A 24531-nucleotide genomic window follows, 5' to 3' on the forward strand; every position below is an offset into this window, starting at 1 on the left:
ATATAAAGAGGATTCTATACATATGTATATGATCTACTAGGGTGGTACCGCGGGAGACTTTCTCGTCCCTTTTTGGGATGAGAAGGTCTCTTTTTTATTCCGTTTTTTAAGTATTTCTTTTATACATGTAAGGAGGAATTGAGCATGGAGTACAAAAATACATTACTGATGCCAAAAACAGAGTTCCCAATGCGTGGGAATTTACCAAAACGTGAGCCTGCAATGCAAGAAAAATGGGCTGAAATGAATATTTACGAAAAAGTACAAGAACATACAAAAGGTCGTCCTTTATTTGTATTGCATGATGGACCTCCATATGCGAATGGTGACATTCATATGGGACATGCATTAAATAAAGTATTAAAAGACTTTATTGTTCGTTATAAATCAATGACTGGTTTTAGTGCGCCATATGTTCCGGGATGGGATACGCACGGTTTACCAATTGAACAAGCTTTAACAAATAAAGGTGTAAAACGTAAAGAAATGACAGTTGCTGAGTTCCGTAAGTTATGTGCAGAGTATGCATATGAACAAGTAGAACGTCAACGTGAACAATTTAAGCGTCTAGGTGTACGTGCAGATTGGGATAATCCATATATTACTTTAGAGCCAGCTTATGAAGCACAACAAATTAAAGTGTTTGGTGACATGGCGAAAAAAGGTTATATCTATAAAGGTCAAAAACCAGTTTACTGGTCTCCAACGAGTGAATCTGCTTTAGCGGAAGCTGAAATTGAATATCAAGATAAAAAATCAGCTTCTATTTACGTAGCATTTCCTGTAAAAGATGGAAAGAACGTATTAGAAGGTGATGAAAAGTACATCATTTGGACAACAACACCTTGGACATTACCTGCAAACTTAGGTATTTCTGTTCATCCAGAGCTTGAATATAGCATTGTAAAAGTAAATGATGAGAAATATATCATTGCTTCTGAGCTGTTTGAGACAGTTGCAAAAACGTTAGAGTGGGAAAATGCTGAAGTTATGAAAACAGTAAAAGGTAGCGAACTTGAGTATACAGTTGCAAAACATCCATTCTACGATCGTGATTCATTAGTTATGCTAGGAGATCACGTAACAACAGATGCAGGTACAGGTTGTGTTCATACAGCACCAGGACACGGGGAAGATGACTTCGTTGTTGGTAAAAAGTATGGATTAGAAGTACTTTGCCCAGTCGATGATAAAGGTGTATTAACAAATGAGGCACCTGGATTTGAAGGCTTATTCTATGATAAAGCTAACAAACCAATTACAGAAAAATTAGAAGAAGTAGGCGCGTTACTGAAACTAACATTCATTACACATTCATACCCACATGATTGGAGAACGAAAAAACCAATTATTTTCCGTGCGACAGCACAGTGGTTTGCATCTATTGAAGCATTCCGTAAAGAATTAATAGAAGCTGTAGCAGAAACAAAATGGGTACCAGCATGGGGAGAAACTCGTCTTCATAATATGGTTCGTGACCGTGGTGACTGGTGTATTTCTCGTCAGCGTGCATGGGGTGTGCCAATTCCGGTATTCTATGCTGAGAATGGTGATCCAATTATTACGGATGAAACAATTAACCATGTAGCAGATTTATTCCGTGAAAACGGTTCTAACGTATGGTTCGAGCGTGAAGCGAAAGATCTATTACCAGAAGGATTTACACATCCAGGTAGCCCAAATGGTGAATTCCGTAAAGAAACAGACATCATGGATGTATGGTTCGATTCAGGTTCTTCTCACCAAGCGGTATTAGAAGAGCGCGAAGATTTACAGCGTCCAGCTGATTTATATTTAGAAGGATCTGACCAGTATCGTGGTTGGTTTAACTCTTCATTATCAACAGCAGTTGCTGTAACAGGTAAAGCTCCATATAAAGGCGTACTAAGCCACGGTTTCGTACTAGATGGTGAAGGACGTAAAATGAGTAAGTCGATTGGAAACATCGTCGTACCGAAGAAAATCATGGATCAATTAGGCGGAGACATTTTACGCTTATGGGTATCTTCTGTTGACTATCAATCTGACGTACGTATTTCAGATGATATTTTAAAACAAGTAGCAGAAGTGTATCGTAAAATCCGTAACACATTCCGTTTCTTATTAGGAAACTTAGACGACTTTAAGCCAAGTGAAAATGCAGTAGCTGTAGCTGAACTTCGTGAAGTAGATCGTTACATGTTAGTAAAATTAAATGACTTGATTACAAAAGTTAAAGAAGCATATGAGACATACGACTTCGCTGCTGTGTATCATGCAATTCATAACTTCTGTACAATTGATTTAAGTTCATTCTACTTAGACTTTGCAAAAGACATTTTATACATTGAAGGTGCAAACCACGAAGATCGTCGTGCAATTCAAACTGTATTATATGATGTTCTTGTTGCGTTAACGAAACTTGTAACACCAATCTTACCGCACACAGCTGATGAAGTATGGCCATATATTCCAGGCGTAACAGAAGAAAGTGTACAATTAACTGATATGCCAGAAGCTGTACAATTAGATGACGCGGAAGCGTTAAAAACAAAATGGGATGCATTTATGACATTACGTGATGACGTGTTAAAAGCACTAGAAGTAGCTCGTAATGAAAAAGTAATCGGTAAGTCATTAAATGCAAGCATTACGCTATATCCAACTGCAGAAATGAAAGCTATGTTAGAGTCTATTAGCGAAGACTTAAAGCAATTATTCATCGTTTCTGAGTATAAACTTGGTGGTATGATGGATGAAGCGCCAGCAGATGCACCGAAGTATGAACATACAGCGGTTGTTGTTGTTCAAGCAACTGGTGAAACATGTGAACGTTGTTGGGTAGTTTCAGAAACAATTGGTAAAGATGCTGAACATGAAACATTATGTGAGCGTTGTGCAACAGTTGTTAAAGAAAACTATGTAAAATAATAAAAAACTGACTGCTATTGATGCGGTCAGTTTTTTTGTTGATGGCATATCAAGATCACTTTCAGACTCTTTCCTGTGAAGGAAAAATGTGTGTGAGGTAAGCAAATAAATTTCGGACACACTAACTGTACATTACAGCTAGGAGGAATGTACACGTGAATGAAATTTACATGGAAATAAAAGAAGAATTGCAATTGATGAGAAAAGAGTTGCAAGAGAGACTAGCTAAAGAAGTAATGCACAAATATGATGTCGAGTTCAGCCAAGAGCTTGGATATGAAATTAAGGAAGAGATAAAGAAAAAATTGCTATTACATGATATAAAAGAGGATTTAAAGGATGTAGAACGCGCATTATTTAAAATGGAAATAGACATGTATGGTATTTGTGAAGAGACGGGGAGATTAATTTCGACAAAGCAAATGAAGACAATGCCGACTGCCCGTACGATTCATGAATTCTTCTACGAAAAGGTAAATGTATGAATACGCACAACGATATTATATTACCTTTTTAAATTTATTTTATTCTTCTATAAAGGTTCATTGTGAAAAGGTAGCAGCTATGCTAAAATTTTGAGGTACACTGTCTTTGTGGGGGAAATGAAAATGATATATTATGTAATAGCGTTATTCGTCATTGCTATCGATCAAATATCGAAGTGGTTAATTGTAAAGAACATGGAATTGGGTACGAGTATTCCGATTATCGACAATGTATTATACATAACATCACATCGAAATAGAGGCGCTGCTTGGGGTATTTTAGAAAATAAAATGTGGTTCTTCTACATTATTACAGTTGTTTTTGTAGTGTTTATTGTATTTTATATGAAAAAGTATGCGAAAACAGACAAGCTTCTAGGTATTTCGTTAAGCCTAATTTTGGGCGGGGCAATTGGTAACTTTATTGATCGTGTATTTAGACAAGAAGTAGTGGATTTCATTCACGTGTATATTTTCTCGTACAACTATCCAGTATTCAATATAGCTGATTCAGCATTATGTATTGGTGTTGTATTAATTATTATTCAAACATTATTAGAAGGCAAGAAAGCGAAGGAGTAATTGAATGAGTGAAGTAGTACAAGTAACAGTTGCAGCAGAGCAAAAAAACGAGCGAATTGATAAATTCGTTGCAGGGATAAATAACGAATGGTCACGTACGCAAGTGCAGCAATGGATTAAAGATGACGTTGTGACAGTAAACGGAAAAGCGGTAAAAGGGAATTATAAAGTAAAAGAAGAAGATGAAATTACAGTAACAATTCCTGAACCAGAAGAGTTAGATATTCAACCAGAGGATTTAAATTTAGAAATTTATTATGAAGATGCAGATGTGCTTGTTGTAAATAAGCCACGTGGTATGGTTGTACATCCAGCACCAGGGCATACAAGTGGTACACTTGTAAACGGCCTTATGCACCATTGTACAGACTTATCAGGCATTAACGGTGTAATGCGTCCAGGTATCGTGCATCGTATCGATAAAGATACATCTGGACTATTAATGGTTGCTAAAAATGATATGGCACATGAATCGCTTGTAAATCAGCTTGTAGCAAAAACAGTAACGAGACGTTACAAAGCGATTGTACACGGTGTGATTCCGCATGATAAGGGAACGATTGATGCTCCGATTGCTCGTGATAAGAAAGAGCGTCAAAGTATGACAGTTGATGAAAATGGTAAGAACGCTGTTACGCACTTCCAAGTGTTAGAACGCTTTAAAGACTTTACGCTTGTAGAATGTCGCTTAGAAACGGGACGTACGCACCAAATTCGTGTTCATATGAAATATATTGGCTATCCACTTGCAGGAGATCCGAAGTATGGTCCGAAGAAAACGTTAGATATGAATGGACAAGCACTTCATGCGGGTATTTTAGGCTTTGATCATCCTCGTACTGGTGAATATATTCAGTTTGAGGCACCGATTCCAGAAGTGTTTGAAGACGTATTAAATATTTTACGAAAATAGTATTGACAAATCATAAGAAAACTGAGATACTGACAACAGTTAAATAATGATCCTTTAACACAGCCCCGTGAGGTTGAGAAGGTAACGGTTTGAAATACTTAGGGTATGTTGTACCCTTTTTTCAAAAGTCCTCTCGCACACGCTGAGAGGACTTTTTTTATACCATTACTCTCACGCAAGAAAAAAGCTTGGAGGTGTAGAGCATGCAAGAGAAAGCTGTCGTTTTAGATGACCAAATGATTCGCCGCGCTTTAACACGAATTAGTCATGAAATCGTGGAACGAAATAAAGGTGTCGATAATTGTGTTCTTGTCGGAATTAAAACTCGTGGAATTTTTATTGCACAACGTTTGGCAGAACGAATTGGTCAAATTGAAGGAAAAGAAATGGAAGTTGGAGAGTTAGACATTACGTTATATCGTGATGATTTAACACTACAATCGAAAAATAAAGAACCACTTGTAAAAGGTTCTGATATCCCTGTAGATATTACGAAGAAGAAAGTTATCCTTGTGGATGACGTATTATATACAGGAAGAACAGTTCGAGCAGCAATGGATGCTCTTATGGATTTAGGTAGACCATCTCAAATCCAATTGGCGGTTCTTGTTGATAGAGGTCATCGCGAATTACCAATTCGCGCTGATTATGTAGGGAAGAACATTCCAACATCAAGTGAAGAGCGTATCGAAGTTGATTTGCAAGAGACAGATCAACAAGATCGAGTAAGCATATACGATAAGTAAAGCCCTTTTAAATGTAGTCCTGTGAGGCTGCCAAAGGGTCTTGGCTTTCATATGTCAAATTTGGCATACGAAAGTGTAGGACTCTTTGTGCACAGGCACAAAGAGTTTTTTTATTGCAAAGATTTAAACTGAAGGAGGATGTAACAATGGAACAAAAGCCAGTGTTAGACGTTAATGAAGTACCGAAACCGGGAAAATGGTTATTTTTAAGTATACAACATTTGTTCGCGATGTTTGGATCAACAGTGCTTGTTCCGTTTTTAACAGGATTGAATCCATCAGTAGCATTAATATCAAGTGGATTAGGAACGTTAGCGTTCCTTCTTATAACGAAAGGTCAAGTACCTGCCTATCTAGGATCATCATTCGCCTTTATCGCACCGATTATAACAGCGAAAACGGCAGGTGGACCGGGAGCAGCAATGCTTGGTGGTTTGCTAGCAGGACTTGTGTACATCTTAATCTCACTAGGAATTAAGAAATCAGGATCAGAGTGGATTATGAAATTACTACCACCAATCGTAGTTGGTCCAGTAGTAATGGTAATCGGTCTAGCTTTAGCACATACAGCAGTTAATATGGCGATGAACGGTGCGGATGGCAAATATAGCTTTACACACTTTTCAGTAGCGTTAGTAACATTAGCAATTACAATTATATGCTCGATATTTGGAAGAGGATTTTTCAGTATCATACCAGTGTTACTTGGCATTATCGGCGGATATATCTTCGCTTACTTCCAAGGGCTAGTAGACTTAAAGCCGGTAGCTGAGGCAAAATGGTTTGTTGTACCAGATTTCACAGTACCATTTGTAACATATACACCAGAGTTTTCATGGAAGATTGTACTCTTGATGGTACCAGTTGCACTAGTAACAATATCAGAACATATCGGACATCAAATTGTTCTTGGAAATGTTATTAAAAGAGATTTAATTGAAAAACCAGGTTTACACCGTTCAATCTTCGGTGACGGAGTAGCAACATTAATTGCGTCACTAATCGGTGGGCCACCGAATACAACGTATGGTGAAAACATCGGCGTGCTAGCAATTACGAGAGCATACAGTGTATACTTATTCATCGGTTCAGCAGTATTCGCAATCATGTTCGGGTTTATCGGTAAGATTTCTGCACTGATTCATTCGATCCCAACACCAGTTATGGGTGGTGTATCAATCTTACTATTCGGTGTAATCGCATCAAGCGGATTACGCATGATGGTAGATGATAAAACAGATTTAAGTGACAAACGAAACTTAATGATTGCATCAGTAATATTAGTAATCGGTATTGGTGGAGCGGTACTTCACGTAGGAGAATCATTCCAAGTAGAAGGAATGGCACTAGCAGCAATTGTAGGTGTACTGTTAAATCTACTACTACCGGAAACGAAACAAATAAAACAATCTAAGCAGATTGCTTCATAATAATAACCTTTTAATTCAGTCCTGTGAGACCGGAAAGGGTGGCTTCTTTCTTGCACCCTAGTCTCACATGACTAGGGTATTTTTATGCAAAGGTTGTTATAAAAATTCAAAAGTGGTAACATAAAAATCAGAAAGATGAGGGATGACGATGAGCCATTTGTTAACGATGAGTGAATTATCGAAAGTAGAAATTTCAGAAATCCTAAAAGATGCAGAAGATTTTGCGAATGGAAAAGAGAGCAAAACGACAGAGCAAACTTTTGTTGCGAACTTGTTTTTTGAGAATAGTACGAGAACGAGATTTAGCTTTGAAGTTGCTGAGAAGAGATTAGGACTTGATGTTTTAAACTTTTCAGCTGATGCATCTAGCGTACAAAAAGGAGAAACTTTATACGATACGATAAGAACACTAGAATCAATCGGAACAAAAGCAGTGGTCATCCGCCACGAGCAAGATCGCTACTTCGATGAACTAAAAGATCAGGTGAATATTCCAATCTTAAACGCTGGAGATGGATGCGGAAACCACCCAACGCAGTGCCTACTCGATCTTCTTACAATTAAACAAGAGTTTGGAAGATTTGAAGGTTTGAAGATTGCAATAGTAGGAGATGTTCGTCATAGCCGAGTAGCACGTTCTAATGCAGAAGCATTAACGAAGCTTGGTGCAACAATTTACTTTGCAAGTCCAGAAGAGTGGAAAGATGAAGACAACACATTTGGAACATACAAACCATTAGATGAACTTGTTCCAGAAGTTGATGTAATGATGTTACTCCGTGTACAACATGAGCGTCATGATCATTATGAAACAGACATTATGAAAGAATATCATGAGAAACACGGATTAACAGTAGAAAGAGAAAAGCGTATGAAAGAAGGAAGCATTATTATGCATCCAGCTCCTGTAAACCGTGATGTTGAAATTGCAAGTGAACTTGTTGAGTGTGAGCGTTCACGCATATTTAAACAAATGGAAAATGGAGTTTACGTAAGAATGGCTGTACTAAAACGCGCCTTACCAAATGTATTAGGAGGAATGAAACATGAATTATTTGTTTAAAAATGGTCGTTATATGAATGAAGAAGGAAAAATCGTAGCAACGGATCTTCTCGTACAAGACGGTAAAATCGCTAAGGTAGCAGAAAATATTACGGCAGATAATGCTGAAGTAATCGATGTGAACGGAAAGTTAATCGCACCTGGATTAGTAGATGTACACGTACATCTTCGTGAACCAGGTGGTGAACATAAAGAAACAATTGAAACAGGTACACTAGCAGCGGCAAAAGGTGGATTCACTACAATTTGCGCAATGCCAAATACACGTCCGGTACCAGATTGCAGAGAACATATGGAAGACTTGCAAAAACGTATTGAAGAAAAAGCTCATGTTAACGTACTACCATACGGAGCAATTACAGTACGTCAAGCTGGTTCTGAAATGACAGATTTCGAAACATTAAAAGAACTTGGAGCATTTGCTTTCACAGATGACGGCGTAGGCGTACAAGATGCGAGCATGATGTTAGCGGCTATGAAACGTGCAGCAAAATTAGATATGGCAGTAGTTGCGCACTGTGAAGAGAATACGCTTATTAATAAAGGTTGTGTACATGAAGGGAAGTTTTCTGAGAAACACGGATTAAACGGTATCCCATCAGTATGTGAATCTGTACATATTGCAAGGGATATACTGCTTGCTGAAGCAGCAGATTGCCACTATCACGTATGTCATGTAAGTACGAAAGGTTCGGTACGTGTAATCCGTGATGCGAAACGCGCTGGAATTAAAGTAACAGCAGAAGTAACACCGCATCACCTAGTGTTATGTGAAGATGATATCCCATCAGCTGATCCTAACTTTAAAATGAACCCACCGCTTCGTGGAAAAGAAGACCATGCAGCATTAATTGAAGGTTTATTAGATGGAACGATCGATATGATTGCAACTGACCATGCACCGCATACAGCGGAAGAGAAAGCACAAGGAATTGAAAGAGCACCGTTTGGAATTACTGGTTTTGAAACAGCATTCCCACTTCTATACACAAACCTTGTGAAAAAAGGAATTATTACATTAGAACAATTAATTCAATTCTTAACAGAAAAGCCAGCTGATACATTCGGCTTAGAAGCAGGTCGCCTGAAAGAAGGTAGAACAGCTGATATTACAATCATTGATTTAGAACAAGAAGAAGAGATTGACCCAACAACATTCTTATCAAAAGGAAAAAATACACCATTCGCAGGTTGGAAATGCCAAGGATGGCCGGTAATGACAATCGTTGGTGGTAAGATCGCATGGCAAAAGGAGAGTGCATTAGTATGAAAAGACAACTTATCTTAGAAGATGGAACAGTATTAATTGGAACAGGTTTCGGAGGCGAAATCGAAAAGTCAGGTGAGGTTGTATTTACAACAGGAATGACTGGATATCAAGAAACATTATCTGATCCATCATATTGCGGTCAAATCGTAACATTCACGTACCCATTAATCGGAAACTACGGCATTAACCGTGACGATTTTGAATCCATTCACCCATCTGTAAATGGTTTAATCGTAAACGAAATTTGTGATCATCCATCAAACTTCCGTAATGAAATTTCGTTAAATGATTACTTGAAAGAAAGAAATATCCCAGGATTAGCAGGGATTGATACGAGAAAATTAACGAGAAAAATTCGTCAATACGGTACATTACGCGGACGCCTTTGTAATATGGATGCAGATGTAGAGTACATTGTAAGTCAATTAAAAGCGACAGTATTTACAGATCATGTAAAACGCGTATCAACGAAAGATCCATACCCAAGCCCAGGTCGTGGTCACCGAGTTGTACTAGTAGACTTCGGTATGAAACATGGTATTTTACGAGAATTAAATAAGCGTGACTGTGATGTAATTGTAGTTCCTTACAACACAACAGCAGAAGAAATTTTACGCCTTAGCCCAGATGGAATTATGTTAAGTAATGGACCTGGAGATCCGAAAGATGTACCAGAAGCAATTGAAATGTTAAAAGACATTATCGGTAAAGTTCCTTTATTCGGAATTTGCCTAGGACATCAATTGTTCGCTCTAGCATCAGGTGCAAATACAAGTAAGTTGAAATTTGGTCACCGTGGTTTAAACCATCCAGTAAAAAATCTTGCAACTGGAAAAGTAGCAATTACATCTCAAAACCACGGATACGCAGTAGAAGAAGAATCAGTTGAAAATACAGATCTTGAAATTACACATGTTGCTTTAAACGATGGAACGGTAGAAGGTCTTCGTCATAAGAAGTTCCCAGCATTTACAGTACAATACCATCCAGAAGCTTCAGCGGGACCAGAAGATGCAAATGATTTATTCGAAGATTTCTTAACAATGATTGAAAACTTCAAGAAAGAAGGGGAAGAGTTATGCCAAAACGCCTAGACATTAACACAATTTTAGTAATCGGATCAGGACCAATTGTAATTGGGCAAGCAGCGGAGTTTGACTACTCTGGTACACAAGCTTGTCAATCTCTTAAAGAGGAAGGTTACAAAGTAATCCTTGTTAACTCTAACCCAGCAACAATTATGACGGATACTGCAACAGCAGATAAAGTATACATCGAGCCATTAACATTAGAATTCGTAAGCCGTATTATTCGTAAAGAACGTCCTGATGCAATCCTACCAACATTAGGTGGTCAAACAGGTTTAAACATGGCTGTTGAACTTGCAAAATCAGGCGTACTTGACGAGTGCGGAGTTGAAATTTTAGGAACAAAATTATCAGCAATCGAGCAAGCGGAAGATCGTGATTTATTCCGTACATTAATGCAAGATTTAAATGAACCAACACCACCAAGTGAAATTATTCATAACCTTGATGAAGCATATGGATTTGTAAATGAAATTGGTTACCCAGTAATCGTTCGACCAGCGTTCACATTAGGAGGAACGGGCGGCGGAATTTGCCATAACGAAGAAGAGCTAATTGAAATCGTAACAAGTGGTTTAAAACATAGTCCAGTAACACAATGTTTATTAGAGAAAAGTATTGCTGGCTGTAAGGAAATTGAATATGAAGTAATGCGTGATTCAAATGATAACGCGATTGTAGTATGTAACATGGAAAACATCGATCCAGTTGGTGTTCACACAGGTGATTCGATTGTAGTAGCACCGAGCCAAACGCTAAGTGACCGTGAATATCAAATGTTACGTAACACTTCATTACGAATTATTCGTGCACTAGGAATTGAAGGCGGATGTAACGTTCAGCTTGCGCTTGATCCATATAGCTTCCAATACTATGTAATCGAAGTAAATCCACGTGTAAGTCGTTCATCTGCACTAGCATCTAAAGCAACTGGATATCCAATTGCGAAATTAGCAGCAAAAATTGCAGTCGGCTTAACGTTAGATGAAATTGTAAACCCAGTAACACAAAAAACTTACGCTTGTTTCGAGCCAGCGTTAGACTATGTTGTTTCAAAAATTCCACGTTGGCCGTTTGATAAGTTTGAATCAGCGAACAGAACGCTTGGAACACAAATGAAAGCAACTGGTGAAGTTATGTCAATCGGACGTAACTTAGAAGAATCATTACTAAAAGCAGTTCGTTCTTTAGAGCTTGGCATTTATCACTTAGAATTAGACCACTTAAAAGAACTTGATAAAGAAACGATGAAAAAACGTATCATTAAAGCGGATGATGAACGACTGTTTATTGTAGCAGAAGCAATTCGCCAAGGTGTAACGAAAGAAGAAATCAATGAATGGTGTGAAATGGACTTCTTCTTCTTACAAAAAGTTGAAAACATCGTAAATATGGAACGTGAAGTAAAAGCGAACGTAGGAAATATGGAAGTACTACAAACTGCAAAAGAAATGGGCTTCAGCGATCACTACATTGCAGCAGCTTGGAACAAAACGGAGCGCGAAATTTACGATATGCGTAAAGAAAATAATATGATGCCAGTATTCAAAATGGTAGATACTTGTGCGGCAGAGTTTGAATCTGCAACGCCATATTACTACAGCACATATGCGGACGAAAATGAATCGATTGTAACAGATCGTAAGAGTGTAGTAGTTCTAGGATCTGGTCCGATCCGCATTGGTCAAGGTGTTGAGTTTGATTACGCAACAGTTCACTCAGTATGGGCAATTAAAGAAGCTGGATATGAAGCAATTATCATTAACAACAACCCAGAAACAGTTTCAACAGACTTCAGTATTTCTGACAAATTATACTTTGAACCATTAACGATTGAAGATGTAATGCACATTATCGATTTAGAAAAACCAGAAGGTGTTATCGTTCAGTTCGGTGGACAAACGGCAATTAACTTAGCAGCGAAACTAGAAGAACACGGTGTGAAAATTTTAGGAACATCACTTGAAGACTTAGACCGTGCAGAAGATCGTGATAAATTCGAAGCTGCTTTAACAAAACTTGGCATCCCGCAACCAGTTGGTAAAACAGCAACGACTGTAGAACAAGCGGTAGCAATCGCAGAAGAAATTGGTTACCCAGTATTAGTAAGACCATCTTACGTACTAGGTGGACGTGCAATGGAAATCGTATATCGTCAAGAAGAACTGCTGCACTACATGAAAAATGCAGTTAAAGTTCATGCAGATCACCCAGTATTAATCGACCGTTACATGGTTGGTAAAGAAATTGAAGTAGATGCAATTTCGGATGGTGAGAATGTATTCATTCCAGGTATTATGGAACATATTGAACGCGCTGGAGTTCACTCTGGTGACTCAATTGGAGTATATCCACCACAAAGTTTATCTGAAAAACTAAAAGAACAAATCATTGAACATACAATTGCACTTGGAAAAGGATTAAACATTGTTGGATTACTAAATATCCAGTTTGTAGTATTCAAAGATCAAGTGTACGTAATTGAAGTAAATCCACGTGCAAGCCGTACAGTACCGTTCTTAAGTAAAATTACAGGCGTACCGATGGCGAATGTTGCAACGAAAGTTATTTTAGGGCAAGACCTAGTAGAGCAAGGATACGGAACTGGCTATCACCCAGAAGAGAAAGAAGTATATGTAAAAGCTCCGGTATTCTCATTCGCGAAACTACGCTCAGTTGATACAACATTAGGACCTGAAATGAAATCAACAGGGGAAGTAATGGGTAAAGACTTAACGCTTGAAAAAGCATTATATAAAGGATTAGTTGCTTCTGGAATTAACATCCCAACGCACGGCTCAGTAATCATTACTGTAGCGGATAAAGATAAAGAAGAGGCAATGGAAATTGCAAAACGTTTCCACGAAATCGGCTATAACTTATTAGCAACAGCTGGAACAGCACAATCGTTAGCAGAGCAAAATATCCCAGTACAAGTTGTAAACAAAATTGATTCTGAAGACTACAACTTACTAGATATTATCCGTCAAGGAAAAGCACAGTTTGTAATTAACACATTAACAAAAGGTAAACAACCAGCGCGTGATGGTTTCCGCATTCGCCGTGAATCAGTAGAAAATGGTGTGGCTTGCTTAACATCACTTGATACAACGAGAGCAATCTTACGAGTATTAGAATCTATGACATTCTCAGCTCATTCAATGAAAGAAATTACGCAAACAAAGCGTCACGAGGTGGTACATGCATGATGCAAAAGCAAAATATGATCGTCGTTAATCAAAAAGAAATCGCAAAAAATATTTACGAATTAGTGCTTCAAGGAACGTTAGTACAGCAAATGAACGAACCAGGGCAGTTTGTACACATTAAGGTAGCAGAGGGCATTGCGCCCCTTCTGCGCCGCCCAATTAGTATTTGTAATGTAGATCAAGAGAAGAACGAATTTACAATGCTATATCGTGCAGAAGGACAAGGGACAAAAACATTAGCAACTAGAAAACAAGGTGAAATGGTAGACGTACTAGGACCGCTAGGACATGGTTTTCCTGTAGAAGAAGCAGAAGCTGGTCAAACAGCTTTACTAGTAGGCGGGGGAATTGGTGTACCACCACTTTATGAATTATCACAGCGCCTCGTTGCAAAAGGGGTACGCGTAATTCACATCCTAGGTTTTCAAACGAAAGATGTAGTTTTCTATGAAGAAAAATTTGCAGAACTTGGTGATACGTACGTTGCGACAGTAGACGGTACACACGGTACAAAAGGATTTGTCACAGATGTAATTGATAATTACGGAATTGACTTTAATATTCTTTATTCATGTGGTCCGTTAGCGATGCTTCGTGCATTAGAAGGACGTTACAAAGAGAAAAAAGCTTATATTTCTTTAGAAGAACGTATGGGCTGTGGTATTGGAGCTTGTTTCGCATGTGTATGCCACTTACAAGAAGATCCAAGTGGACATTCTTACAAGAAGGTGTGTAGCGACGGACCAGTATTTCCAATCGGGGAGGTTGTACTATGAACAGATTGCAAGTTGAATTACCAGGATTATCATTAAAAAATCCAATTATACCGGCATCTGGATGCTTTGGGTTTGGTCGTGAATATGCACAGTTTTACGATTTAAGTGTACTAGGATCAATCATGATTAAAGCGACGACAGAACAACCACGTTATGGAAATCCAACGCCTCGTGTTGCTGAAACACCGGGCGGTATGTTAAATGCAATCGGACTTCAAAACCCGGGATTAGACAAAGTAATGAATTCTGAATTACCATGGTTAGAACAATTTGACCTTCCAATTATTGCGAACGTTGCAGGCTCACAAGCTGAGGATTACGTAGCGGTTGCGAAGGAAATTTCTAAAGCGCCTAATGTCCATGCACTAGAATTAAATATTTCTTGTCCGAACGTAAAAACAGGTGGTATCGCCTTTGGTACAAATCCTGAAATTGCTGCTGATTTAACGAAGCGAGTAAAAGAGGTTTCTGAAGTACCTGTATACGTGAAGTTGTCACCGAATGTGGCAAACATTGTGGAAATTGCAAAAGCGATTGAAAATGCAGGTGCAGATGGTTTAACGATGATTAATACATTGCTTGGTATGCGTCTAGATTTAAAAACAGCTAAACCAATTTTAGCAAACCGTACAGGTGGATTATCAGGTCCTGCGATTAAGCCAGTAGCAATTCGTATGGTACATGAAGTAAGCCAAGCGGTAAACATTCCGATTATCGGAATGGGTGGTATTGAGACAGCGGAAGATGTAATTGAATTCTTCTATGCTGGCGCAAGCGCAGTTGCAGTAGGTACAGCGAACTTTATTGATCCGTTCGTATGTCCGACAATTATTGAAGAGTTACCAGCATTACTAGATGAATTAGGATTTGATCACATTTCGGAATGTCAAGGAAGGAGCTGGAAGCAAACATGTCACAGTCGTTAATCGTTGCATTAGATTTTCCAGGGAAACAAGATGTAGAACAATTCTTGCGCCACTTTGAAGGGGAAAAGTTATTTGTCAAAGTTGGTATGGAGTTATTTTACAAAGAAGGCCCTGCGATTATTACGTACTTAAAAGAAAAAGGACATAAGATTTTTCTAGATTTAAAACTTCATGATATTCCGAATACAGTAAAAAGCGCTATGCGTAGCCTAGCTAGTCTAGATGTTGATATGGTAAATGTTCATGCTGCTGGGGGAAGCAGTATGATGAAAGCTGCGATTGAGGGATTAGAGGAAGGTAAGCAAGAAGGAAAAGAGAGACCGATTTGTATTGCAGTTACACAACTAACAAGCACTTCGGAAGCTATGATGAAAAAAGAGATCGGCATTGAGAAAACGTTAGAAGAAGCGGTTGCTCATTATGCAAAACTAACGAAAGAAAGTGGACTTGATGGCGTTGTTTGTTCAACACTTGAAGTTCCAAAATTACGTGAAGTATGCGGAAATGAATTTGTAACAGTAACACCGGGGATTCGTCTTGCAAGCGATGATGTAAATGACCAGGTGCGCGTAGCAACACCGAAACGTGCGAGGGAACTTGGCTCAAGCTACATCGTAGTTGGACGTAGTATTACAAAAGCAGAAAATCCGCTTGAAGCGTATAAAACAGTAAAACAACAGTGGGAAGGTGTAACAGTATGAAAAAAGAAATCGCATCGCATTTATTAGAAATTGGAGCAGTATTTTTACAACCAAACGATCCATTCACATGGTCTTCAGGTATGAAATCACCAATTTATTGTGATAACCGTTTAACTTTATCTTATCCAAAAGTACGTCAAGCGATTGCAGCTGGATTAGAAGAGTTAATTAAAGAGCACTTCCCAACTGTAGAAGTTATTGCAGGAACAGCAACTGCTGGTATTGCGCACGCTGCATGGGTAAGCGATCGTATGGATTTACCAATGTGCTACGTACGTAGTAAAGCAAAAGGTCACGGTAAAGGGAACCAAATCGAAGGAAAAGCTGAAAAAGGTCAAAAAGTAGTAGTAGTAGAGGACCTAATTTCAACTGGCGGTAGTGCAATTACATGTGTAGAAGCACTTCGCGAAGCTGGCTGTGAAGTATTAGGGATCGTATCAATCTTCACATACGAGCTAGAAGCAGGAAAAGAAAAGTTAGAAGCAGCGAACGTAGCATCATATTCTTTAAGTGATTACAGTGCATTAACTGAAGTTGCAGCAGAAAAAGGTATGATTGGACAAGCTGAAACGAAGAAATTACAAGAGTGGCGTAAAAATCCAGCTAACGAAGCTTGGATCACAGCGTAACACGAAAAAAGACGACCGCGGGGGAACGCGGTCGTTTTTTTATATCATTGTTATAATTTCAAGTAAAGTTCCATCAATATCAAAGAAAATCATATTACAATCTCCTTAACTACTTAGCGCTTTCTGCAAGCTTATATCCTCTTACAAACAATAGAGTCACATAAGAAACAATAAATGAGAAAATGCTATACATGCCGACCCAAAAGAAAAATTTTGGAGTAAAGGCGATAACACCTATTATTAAAAAACTAGCAAACGTTACAATCGGCATTACGTAATACGTTTTCGTCTTGCGCGTTCCAATAACAGAAACGATAAAGATAAGTAACGGACAAATTAATAAGACGAAAATCAATTCATTCATAGTTATGTCCCCTTTTCTAATTGAAGTAATCTGTTTCTCGTAAACGTTTTGAAAAAATTACTCTCCTAATATAATTTCGCTAAGGGATAACGAATCCCTGTTGAAAACCAGTAATTCATGATGAATTTTACAAGAAAAAACGTAAGCAAGAGAACACTTGCTTACGTTATAAAATAAACATCGCAAAGATAGTGGTGACAATTAAACCGATAATAACAGGTAAAAAGTTTCGGCGTGCAAGTTCAAATGGATCTACCTTGCAAATTGCAGCAGCAGGAATAAGCGCCCAAGGAATTAACGTCCCGCCCCCGGTCCATATAGCTGCAATTTGCCCGAGTGCTGTTAATGTAGCTGTTCCATGGCCAAGTGCTGTTCCAAAAAGATTGGCAATGGAACCAGCAAGTGATATACCTGAAAAACCTGATCCATCTAAGCCGGTAATGACACCAACGATGGTTAATGTCCCTGCCGATACATATTGATTTAAAGGAACAGTTTGAGATAAAGCGATGCCTAAGTCGTTAATGATTCCGTGTGAACCTTTCGGTAAATAGTCACCGATAATTTTTACAAATCCACTATCTCCTAAATAAAAGAGTGCAGCGATAGGAATAACTGGTCCGAAAATTTTAAAGCCAAATTGGAGCCCTTCTATGAAATAATCGGTCGTTTTATTCAGTCCATTTCCTTTGTAGGCGATGAGGGAAATGATGATAATCATAATAACAGTCGTTCCGCCGATAAGTGCAGTTGCGTCGCTTCCTTGTAATTTAAATTGAATCATGCAAAGGATATCAATGATATATATGATAGGGATACAAATAGCGAGCCATTTTTTTATGCGAGGAGATAATGAAGTGAGCGTTTTAGAAAACTCAGTTGATGGAATAGCTTCTTGTATAGATAAGCCTGTATGAAACTCTTTTCGTAAGAAGAAAAAAGCGACAGAAGTTGTCACAATGCCCATAACGATAACGAGTGGAACACTTGCAGATACGACGCTGGAAACAGGGAGACCAGCCGCGTCTGCAGTTAATTTCGGTGCACCTTGAATAACGAAGTCTCCAGATAAGGCGATGCCGTGTCCAAATAAGTTCATAGCAATTGCAACCCCAATTGGAGGAAGGCCGACACGTACAGCAACCGGTAATAAAATAGCTCCCATTAAGGCGACAGCTGGAGAAGGCCAAAAGAAGAAAGAAATGGTCATCATTAAAAGGCCGATAATCCAGTAGGCGAGTGTAGGTGTACGAATCATTTTTGTAAATGGTGAAATCATCGTATCATTTATGCCAGTATGAACGAGTAAATTGCTCATTGATACGATAATGGAGATGATTAATATAGTTGGTAATAGCTCAGTAATGGCGTAAATGAAACTTTGAAAAATTCCGCTAATGGCAAGAGGGATAGAACTTGTTGCAGTTAATGCTAATAAAAAGATAAAAACAATACAAATGATAGTCGTATCTTTTCGGAGAATAAAAAAGGTAATAATAGTGAGTAAACAAATAATGTAGAGAGCGTGTAATAGCGTTAATTCAACTCCCATAACATTCACATCCTTTAGGCATTCGTGTAGTTTATTGTATGAAAGCAATGAAAGTATGTGAGTATAGGAAAAAGAAAAAAGTAAAATTTCATGTACTGTAATGGTAAGAACGATAAATGGATGTTGCAATACAAATAATCCTAAAAATGGAATTCGAGGAGGGCTTATGCGCAAAAAAATTGGGTTTTGGGGATTTACTATATCTTGTAGTCTATTAATCACTTTAAATTTGTTTACAAACAATGAATGGATCAGTATCATACCTGTTTTCGGCTTTGTTTTTGTACTGTTATATAACTGGAATGATATGAAACAATATAGTAAGAAAAGTATCGGAATTATGATAGGTGTCATTGTTGTTTGCTCATTTTTTATAGGAGTTATTTTAATAGAAGGGCAGAAACGAATGGAAAAAATCTCTATTTTTCAAGAATGGATGTCGTCTGCAAAAGGTCTTTATATTGTAATTGTCGTTGTTATTTTTCTGAAAATTGTTATAAGCATAGCAAGTTACATATTAAAGGAGAAGTAGAATGGGGAGTATGAATGAGAGAGAAAATAGGGTATTATGGTGTGCTCGTTTGTTTACTATTATCAGTTATTTCAGGGCAATTTCTTAAAAGTGAATGGATACCGATTATATTATGTATAGGAGCATTGATTTTTGCACCTATGTATCGCTGGAAGGAATGGAAAGTATATAGTCGAAAGAAGAAAATTGTTTTCAGCATTGAGTTTGTCATTATAATCAGCACAATTCCGTTTTTGCTATTGAAAGGAAATGAGATACTAGATGGAATTGTAATGTTTCAAGGTGGTTATTTATTGCGAAAATGCTGTATTTAATATGTATATTAATGTCGGTAGTGGTAATCGTTAAAAAAGTAAACGAAAAGTTATTCGTTAATGAATAAAAGAAAATGCCACCTTATTCGGTGGCATTTTCTCATTTTACTGAATGAGATTTTTGCATTTTTTTAATTAAACGAATTTGTCCGCGATGATTGATTTCATCTTCAAAAACGTGAAACCATTTAAAGTAGTTGTTAGCTGGTTTGTCATACCAAAAGTCTGTTGTTTTAAACAGCCATTCATCAGGTAATGATTGAAATGTTGCAATCGTTTTGGAACGTACTTCTTGTAATGTATTGATGTAAAATTTTATAGATTTTCCTTTTATTTTCTCGCGTCCAAGGTTCCCTAACTCAATAGCAGGTAACCAATGTTCTAATTCAGCTTCCGTCGGTTCACGGTCTTCAAAGGTATGAATTTGGTAGTAAAATTCAATAGCAGCCATATGGTACAATAACATACCAATTGAATTTGCGTCCTTATCATATAAATAATCAAGTTCTTCAATTGTTAAACCTTCCACTGCTTGCATTGTTGTATAGCGAGCGTAATTCATCATGGAAACAAGATTTGAAAATTCTCCTTGTAAACCCTCTATTTTCTCAATTATAAAATTCAATTAAAATTCCCCCTCTTTAAATGAATACTCCAGAGAAGGAATTCTATGTGCAAAGAAAAAGTTTTGTTATTAACAAGGGATTACAATTAGTTCCCGATTTGATTTTGTAATAACTTCATAGCCTTCTTTTGTAATGACGATATCGTCTTCAATTCTACAACCGCCCCAGTTCGGTATGTAAATGCCCGGCTCAACTGTAACAACCATACCTTCTTGTAAAGTTACCTTACTTTCTTGGGATAGGCGAAGCGGTTCATGTATTTCTAACCCAAGACCGTGCCCAGTAGAGTGGCCAAAGTATTGACCGTATCCATGTTCTGTAATGTAATCCCTCGTTATATCATCGATACTTTTCGCAGTTTCTCCAGGCTTAATCGCTTCAGTCCCACGTTTTAACGCTTCTCGTACAACATTGTATATTTTTTTGAATTCTTCCGATGGTTCCCCTATTGCTACAGTACGTGTTATATCGGAACAATATCCGTCGTAAAGTGCACCGAAGTCTAATGTAACGATATCCCCTCGTTCGATTATTTTATTTGATGCAACTCCATGGGGAAGTGAAGAACGAACGCCTGAGGCTACAATGATTTGGAATGAAGAAGATGTAGCCCCTTTTTTTCGCATGAAAAATTCTAATTCATCTCGTACAGCATTTTCACTTATTCCTGGTTTTAGAAACGTAAGAATGTGGTGAAATGCTTCGTCCGCGATATTAGCTGCAATTTTCATTGTTTCTATTTCAGGCGTGTCTTTAATGATACGAATATTTTCGATAATTTCGCACACTTGAATCATTTCCGCCTGTACGTATTTTTGCAAGTTTTTATATTGTTGCAATGTCATGTTGTTTTCTTCAATTCCAAGTTTTTGAATGTTTAATTTCGATACTTGATGTGCAATTTCTTTTTCTAAATTTCCTTTATGCATAATAATTTCAGCATCTTTTATTTGTGATTTCGCTTGATCTACATAGCGGAAATCAGTGATAAAAACAGCTTGATCGGCAGAGATTAAGACGACGCCAGCGCTACCTGTAAAGCCTGTTGCATATTGACGGTTTTCTTTCTTTGTAATAAGTAACCCGTCGATTCCGTAATTATGTAGTTGTTTTTGGATGTTAGTTATTCTTATATTCATTTTAATTCCTCCTTTTTATATTAATAAAGCAAGAATTGTGCCAATATATTTATTTAGAATAAAAGAGAAGAGGGTAGCTGTGTGTCAAAAAAACTAGACGGATGTAAAATAAATATATATATAATTTTTACAGTAAGTTTTTATGTGAATGAACAATAATGTAAACTTGCAAACAAAATCTTTTTAATTTAAATATTATATTTTTTGTATAAACAAATTAAAAGATTGGTATAATAAGGGATTGTTACGTTTTTTTGTAGGTAAAGAGATGTAACGAAAAAATTGAGTTAAGGAATGTGAATGTATGAAGAAATTAAGTAAAGTAATGTCATTTTGTTTGGCCGCTAGTATGCTTGTTATAACGGGGTGTGAAACAAGTGAAAACAAAGTTCAAGTGAATAAAATGATTGACCAGCTTGATGAAGCGCCAGAAGTGACAGAAAAAGAAGCAAAAAAGATTGTAAGAAAGAGTGTAGATGGAATAGCAAACGCGTTTAGTGAGATGGAAAAAGAAAATGGATGGAGCCGAAATAATTCTGGGGATTTAGAGACAGTTAAAAAAGGAGTTAAGGGATTAGTTTCAAAAAAGTTTGTAGAGAATCAGCTTCCTGAATTGCTTAATAACTTTAATAGATCAAGAGAGACTGATATGTTACCATTCCCAAATTATTTTCAATCTGAAATAAGATTTTCTTCTTCACAAGATAAAGAAAATTTAACGGTACATACATTAAGTTTAGAAGATGAAATAGGTCATGCGGCCCAAGAATGGGAATTTCATTTGGTGTATAAAGAAGGGGAATGGTTAATGGATAAATGGTCATTCGTTTTTCCTGAAGATTTAAAACTTACAAAAGAAGAAGCAAATAGAATTTTACAAATGCCAGACGATAAGAATGTGTCATTTGTAAGTGAAGAAAATAGTGGCGATAAGAAATATATATTCAAAGATAGTAACGGATTAATTACTGTAAATGCGAAAACATCTCTTATTTCATACAATGTAGATGAAAATAGGTATGAAAAAGTAACGAAAGAAAGAAATATTCAAGAAACAGAACAAGTACAGAGAAAGGATTCCAGTGCGTATACAGGCTCAAAAGACGAGAAACAATCGCAAAAAGAATCTTCTTCAAAGATAGATAGAGCAAATGTTTTAAGCGAATTAGCTGCTATAGATAAACAAGAAAAACATACGAATGCTATGTCAACCAATGATATAGTAAATGAAATAGAAGGAAATTATGAACTGTGGGATAATAAACTAAATGAAATTTACAGTACATTAAAAAGTACGATGTCAGCTGATGCGTTCCAGTCGTTAAAAACGAAACAAATTGCGTGGGTTAAAGAAAAAGAAAGTAAAGTTAAAGCAATTGGTACTGATACAAATAACGGAACGATGAGGCGTATCGAAGCCTCAGAAGAGAAATATAAGATGACAAAAGCAAGGTGTTATGAATTAGTAAATGGGTATATGAATTAGTGTGAACGAATATAAAAAAATGCGTTGCTTATAAGCAACGCATTTTTTATTTACGCTTTTAATTTCATTACAATATCAGCATCTGGTGTTACATATACGGTTTGCTGATTGTCGTACGTAACAAAACCAAGTTTTGCACCACTCGGTTTTTTGACATGGCGTATTTTGGTGAAATCAACAGGTACAGAGCTAGACTCTTTCGCTTTACTGTAATAGGCAGCAATTTTGGCAGCTTCTAGTAAAGTTTCTTCAGCAGGTTCTAAAGAACGAATGACAACGTGAGAGCCAGGTATGTCTTTCGTATGTAACCAAATTTCATCACGGCGGGCAAACTTCGTTGTTAAATAATCATTTTGTTTATTGTTTTTACCAACGAAAATCTCTGTGCCATCACTTGCTACATATTTATCTAATACTGGTTTAGTAGGCTTTTTCTTTGCGTTTTTCGTTTTACGATTGCGCACATAACCTTCTTCAGCTAATTCCTCACGAATTTCTTCAATATCTTTTGAAGAAGCAGCTTCCATTTGTTGAAGTAAGCTATCAAAATAAAGAATTTCTTCATTTGTTTTTTCGATTTGTTCTTCTACAACAACAACTGAATTTTTTGCTTTTTGATACTTTTGGAAATAGCGTTGTGCATTTTCAGATGGTGTTTTTAAAGGATCTAATGTAATTTTTACAGTTCCACCATTCTCATCGTAATAATTAACGACCTCAATATCTTTATCGCCCTTTTTTAAAGCGTACATATTGGCTGTAAGTAGCTCTCCAAATAGTTGATATTTATCTGCTTTTCCAGCATCTTGCAGTGTTTTTTGGAGTTTAATGAGTTTTTTCTCGTTTTTATTTTTTTCGTTTTGCATAAAGCGTTCTAAATCATGAGCTTGTTGTTTTACACGATCACGTTCTGCTTTGCCAAAGAAGAAACGATCTAACAATTCGCTTACTGATGAGAATGTTTTTTCTTCTCCTTGCAAGTGTGTAAGAGGGAAAAGATAAAAGAATTCTTTTCCATTTGCAGTAATCATTGTAGGTGTATATGCATGAGATAGTAATGGTGTTTGTATAGAGAAAAATGCTTCTGATAATGCTTTCTCGTTTACCATACCGGCTTTCTTTACTATTTCTTTTGCAAATAATGGGGATATTCCCATGAAAGCACCGACGAGTTGTTTATCCATATTTCCAGATAGAAAGTCTAGCGGTCTAATAAAATCATCTGCGGTTTCAATTTGCAGAGGATTGATTTTATGTTGGGCTGGTGGCGCGACGTACTCAGCACCAGCATATACAGTTCGGTGACGGTTTACGGCTAATGAAACGTGTTTTAAGCTATCTAAAATCACGTTTGTTTTCGTATCTAATAAGATAATGTTACTATGTCGTCCCATTATTTCAATTACTAATGTTTTTAATGATTCGTCTCCGATTTCATTACGACTGCGAACAGTAATTTGAATAATGCGTTCTAAGTCGATTTGTTCAATTTTTTCAATAAATCCACCTTCTAAATGTTTGCGAAGAAGCATACAGAACATCGGCGGTATTGCTGGCGAATCGTAGTTTTGATTCGTTAAGTGCATACGCGCATATGTAGGATGAGATGAAAGAATTAGTTTTTGGTTCTTTCCATTCGCTCGAATATGTAATAAAATCTCGTATTTTGAAGGTTGATATATTTTGGAAATTCTTCCTGTGTAAAGAGAATTTTCAATTTCATGTGTAATCGCTCTTGTAAATAATCCATCGAATGCCATAAATGAACACTCCTTTCTAACTAAATGTTA

General features: G+C 37.1%; 21 protein-coding genes, 1 pseudogene and 1 other annotated feature (1 of these 23 only partly in view). Of the genes and pseudogenes, 17 read left to right on the plus strand and 5 right to left on the minus strand.

Going from position 1 to position 24531, the window contains the following annotated elements; all coding sequences use genetic code 11:
• Positions 1-73: a binding site (T-box leader), on the plus strand (it extends 151 nt beyond the left edge of the window).
• A 71-nt stretch (positions 74-144) separates the two neighbouring features.
• The 14 genes from ileS2 (at position 145) to pyrE (ending at position 16728) form a co-directional block, all read left to right on the plus strand.
• Positions 145-2910 (plus strand): isoleucine--tRNA ligase, encoded by a 2766-nt coding sequence (ileS2, locus tag GBN78_RS02160; protein WP_000455949.1) that lies wholly within the window; start codon positions 145-147, stop codon positions 2908-2910.
• Positions 2911-3065: 155 nt separating this feature from the next.
• Positions 3066-3395, plus strand: coding sequence for a TraR/DksA C4-type zinc finger protein (locus GBN78_RS02165; RefSeq protein WP_001002956.1), 330 nt, complete (start codon positions 3066-3068; stop codon positions 3393-3395).
• A gap of 123 nt (positions 3396-3518) precedes the next feature.
• The gene (gene lspA / locus GBN78_RS02170) at positions 3519-3977 is read left to right on the plus strand and encodes a lipoprotein signal peptidase LspA (RefSeq protein ID WP_000642184.1); all 459 of its coding nucleotides are present in this window, start codon (positions 3519-3521) and stop codon (positions 3975-3977) included.
• 4 nt (positions 3978-3981) lie between these two features.
• Positions 3982-4890 (plus strand): RluA family pseudouridine synthase, encoded by a 909-nt coding sequence (locus GBN78_RS02175; RefSeq protein ID WP_000005830.1) that lies wholly within the window; start codon positions 3982-3984, stop codon positions 4888-4890.
• 203 nt (positions 4891-5093) lie between these two features.
• Entirely contained in the window at positions 5094-5636 is a 543-nt protein-coding gene (pyrR, locus tag GBN78_RS02180; RefSeq protein ID WP_001156491.1) for a bifunctional pyrimidine operon transcriptional regulator/uracil phosphoribosyltransferase, read from the plus strand.
• Between the two features lie 146 nt (positions 5637-5782).
• Complete coding sequence (gene uraA / locus GBN78_RS02185; RefSeq protein WP_000435928.1) at positions 5783-7066, plus strand: uracil permease; 1284 nt, start codon at positions 5783-5785, stop codon at positions 7064-7066.
• 148 nt (positions 7067-7214) lie between these two features.
• On the plus strand, positions 7215-8129 hold the full coding sequence (gene pyrB, locus GBN78_RS02190) for an aspartate carbamoyltransferase (protein ID WP_061138980.1): 915 nt from the start codon (positions 7215-7217) through the stop codon (positions 8127-8129).
• Positions 8113-9399 (plus strand): dihydroorotase, encoded by a 1287-nt coding sequence (gene pyrC / locus GBN78_RS02195; RefSeq protein WP_001108366.1) that lies wholly within the window; start codon positions 8113-8115, stop codon positions 9397-9399. The genes pyrB and pyrC overlap by 17 nt, the downstream gene beginning before the upstream one ends.
• Entirely contained in the window at positions 9396-10493 is a 1098-nt protein-coding gene (locus GBN78_RS02200; RefSeq protein ID WP_000828680.1) for a carbamoyl phosphate synthase small subunit, read from the plus strand. The genes pyrC and GBN78_RS02200 overlap by 4 nt, the downstream gene beginning before the upstream one ends.
• Positions 10478-13696, plus strand: a complete 3219-nt coding sequence (gene carB / locus GBN78_RS02205) for a carbamoyl-phosphate synthase large subunit (protein ID WP_001126100.1) — start codon at positions 10478-10480, stop codon at positions 13694-13696. Before GBN78_RS02200 ends, carB begins: the two co-directional genes overlap by 16 nt.
• A complete protein-coding gene (gene pyrK, locus GBN78_RS02210; RefSeq protein ID WP_070184349.1) occupies positions 13693-14472 on the plus strand; it encodes a dihydroorotate oxidase B electron transfer subunit in 780 nt (259 codons plus the stop codon). The genes carB and pyrK overlap by 4 nt, the downstream gene beginning before the upstream one ends.
• Positions 14469-15398 carry a dihydroorotate oxidase B catalytic subunit gene (gene pyrD / locus GBN78_RS02215; protein WP_001081049.1) on the plus strand — a complete coding sequence of 310 codons (930 nt, stop codon included), beginning with the start codon at positions 14469-14471 and terminating at the stop codon, positions 15396-15398. Before pyrK ends, pyrD begins: the two co-directional genes overlap by 4 nt.
• Positions 15383-16099, plus strand: coding sequence for an orotidine-5'-phosphate decarboxylase (gene pyrF, locus GBN78_RS02220; protein ID WP_000083505.1), 717 nt, complete (start codon positions 15383-15385; stop codon positions 16097-16099). The genes pyrD and pyrF overlap by 16 nt, the downstream gene beginning before the upstream one ends.
• Positions 16096-16728, plus strand: a complete 633-nt coding sequence (gene pyrE / locus GBN78_RS02225; protein WP_000711449.1) for an orotate phosphoribosyltransferase — start codon at positions 16096-16098, stop codon at positions 16726-16728. Before pyrF ends, pyrE begins: the two co-directional genes overlap by 4 nt.
• A 109-nt stretch (positions 16729-16837) precedes the next feature.
• On the opposite strand, the gene GBN78_RS02230 is transcribed toward pyrE, so the two are convergent.
• The gene (locus tag GBN78_RS02230; protein WP_001003936.1) at positions 16838-17092 is read right to left on the minus strand and encodes a YbeF family protein; all 255 of its coding nucleotides are present in this window, start codon (positions 17090-17092) and stop codon (positions 16838-16840) included.
• Between the two features lie 166 nt (positions 17093-17258).
• On the minus strand, positions 17259-18644 hold the full coding sequence (locus GBN78_RS02235) for a hypothetical protein (protein WP_000537868.1): 1386 nt from the start codon (positions 18642-18644) through the stop codon (positions 17259-17261).
• 166 nt (positions 18645-18810) lie between these two features.
• Between GBN78_RS02235 and GBN78_RS02240 the strand changes: the two genes are divergently transcribed.
• Together GBN78_RS02240 and GBN78_RS02245 are read left to right on the plus strand one after the other, a co-directional pair.
• Positions 18811-19176 (plus strand): YoqO family protein, encoded by a 366-nt coding sequence (locus tag GBN78_RS02240; RefSeq protein ID WP_001227566.1) that lies wholly within the window; start codon positions 18811-18813, stop codon positions 19174-19176.
• 14 nt (positions 19177-19190) lie between these two features.
• Positions 19191-19558 (plus strand): annotated as a pseudogene (locus GBN78_RS02245) (YoqO family protein).
• A 32-nt stretch (positions 19559-19590) separates the two neighbouring features.
• Here the strand turns inward: GBN78_RS02245 and GBN78_RS02250 are convergent.
• Complete coding sequence (locus tag GBN78_RS02250; protein WP_001009251.1) at positions 19591-20115, minus strand: DinB family protein; 525 nt, start codon at positions 20113-20115, stop codon at positions 19591-19593.
• A 69-nt stretch (positions 20116-20184) separates the two neighbouring features.
• Positions 20185-21255: a M24 family metallopeptidase gene (locus GBN78_RS02255; RefSeq protein ID WP_001026208.1), complete on the minus strand. Its 1071-nt coding sequence runs from the start codon at positions 21253-21255 to the stop codon at positions 20185-20187.
• A 304-nt stretch (positions 21256-21559) separates the two neighbouring features.
• On the opposite strand from GBN78_RS02255, the gene GBN78_RS02260 reads away from it, so the two are divergent.
• On the plus strand, positions 21560-22741 hold the full coding sequence (locus GBN78_RS02260; protein ID WP_000736528.1) for a lysozyme inhibitor LprI family protein: 1182 nt from the start codon (positions 21560-21562) through the stop codon (positions 22739-22741).
• A 50-nt stretch (positions 22742-22791) separates the two neighbouring features.
• Here the strand turns inward: GBN78_RS02260 and GBN78_RS02265 are convergent, their stop codons facing one another.
• Positions 22792-24501: an Rqc2 family fibronectin-binding protein gene (locus GBN78_RS02265; RefSeq protein WP_000863278.1), complete on the minus strand. Its 1710-nt coding sequence runs from the start codon at positions 24499-24501 to the stop codon at positions 22792-22794.
• Positions 24502-24531 lie beyond the last annotated feature (30 nt).

This window comes from Bacillus sp. B2-WWTP-C-10-Post-4 (genome assembly GCF_009183805.1).
GTDB classification, from domain to species: domain Bacteria; phylum Bacillota; class Bacilli; order Bacillales; family Bacillaceae_G; genus Bacillus_A; species Bacillus_A cereus.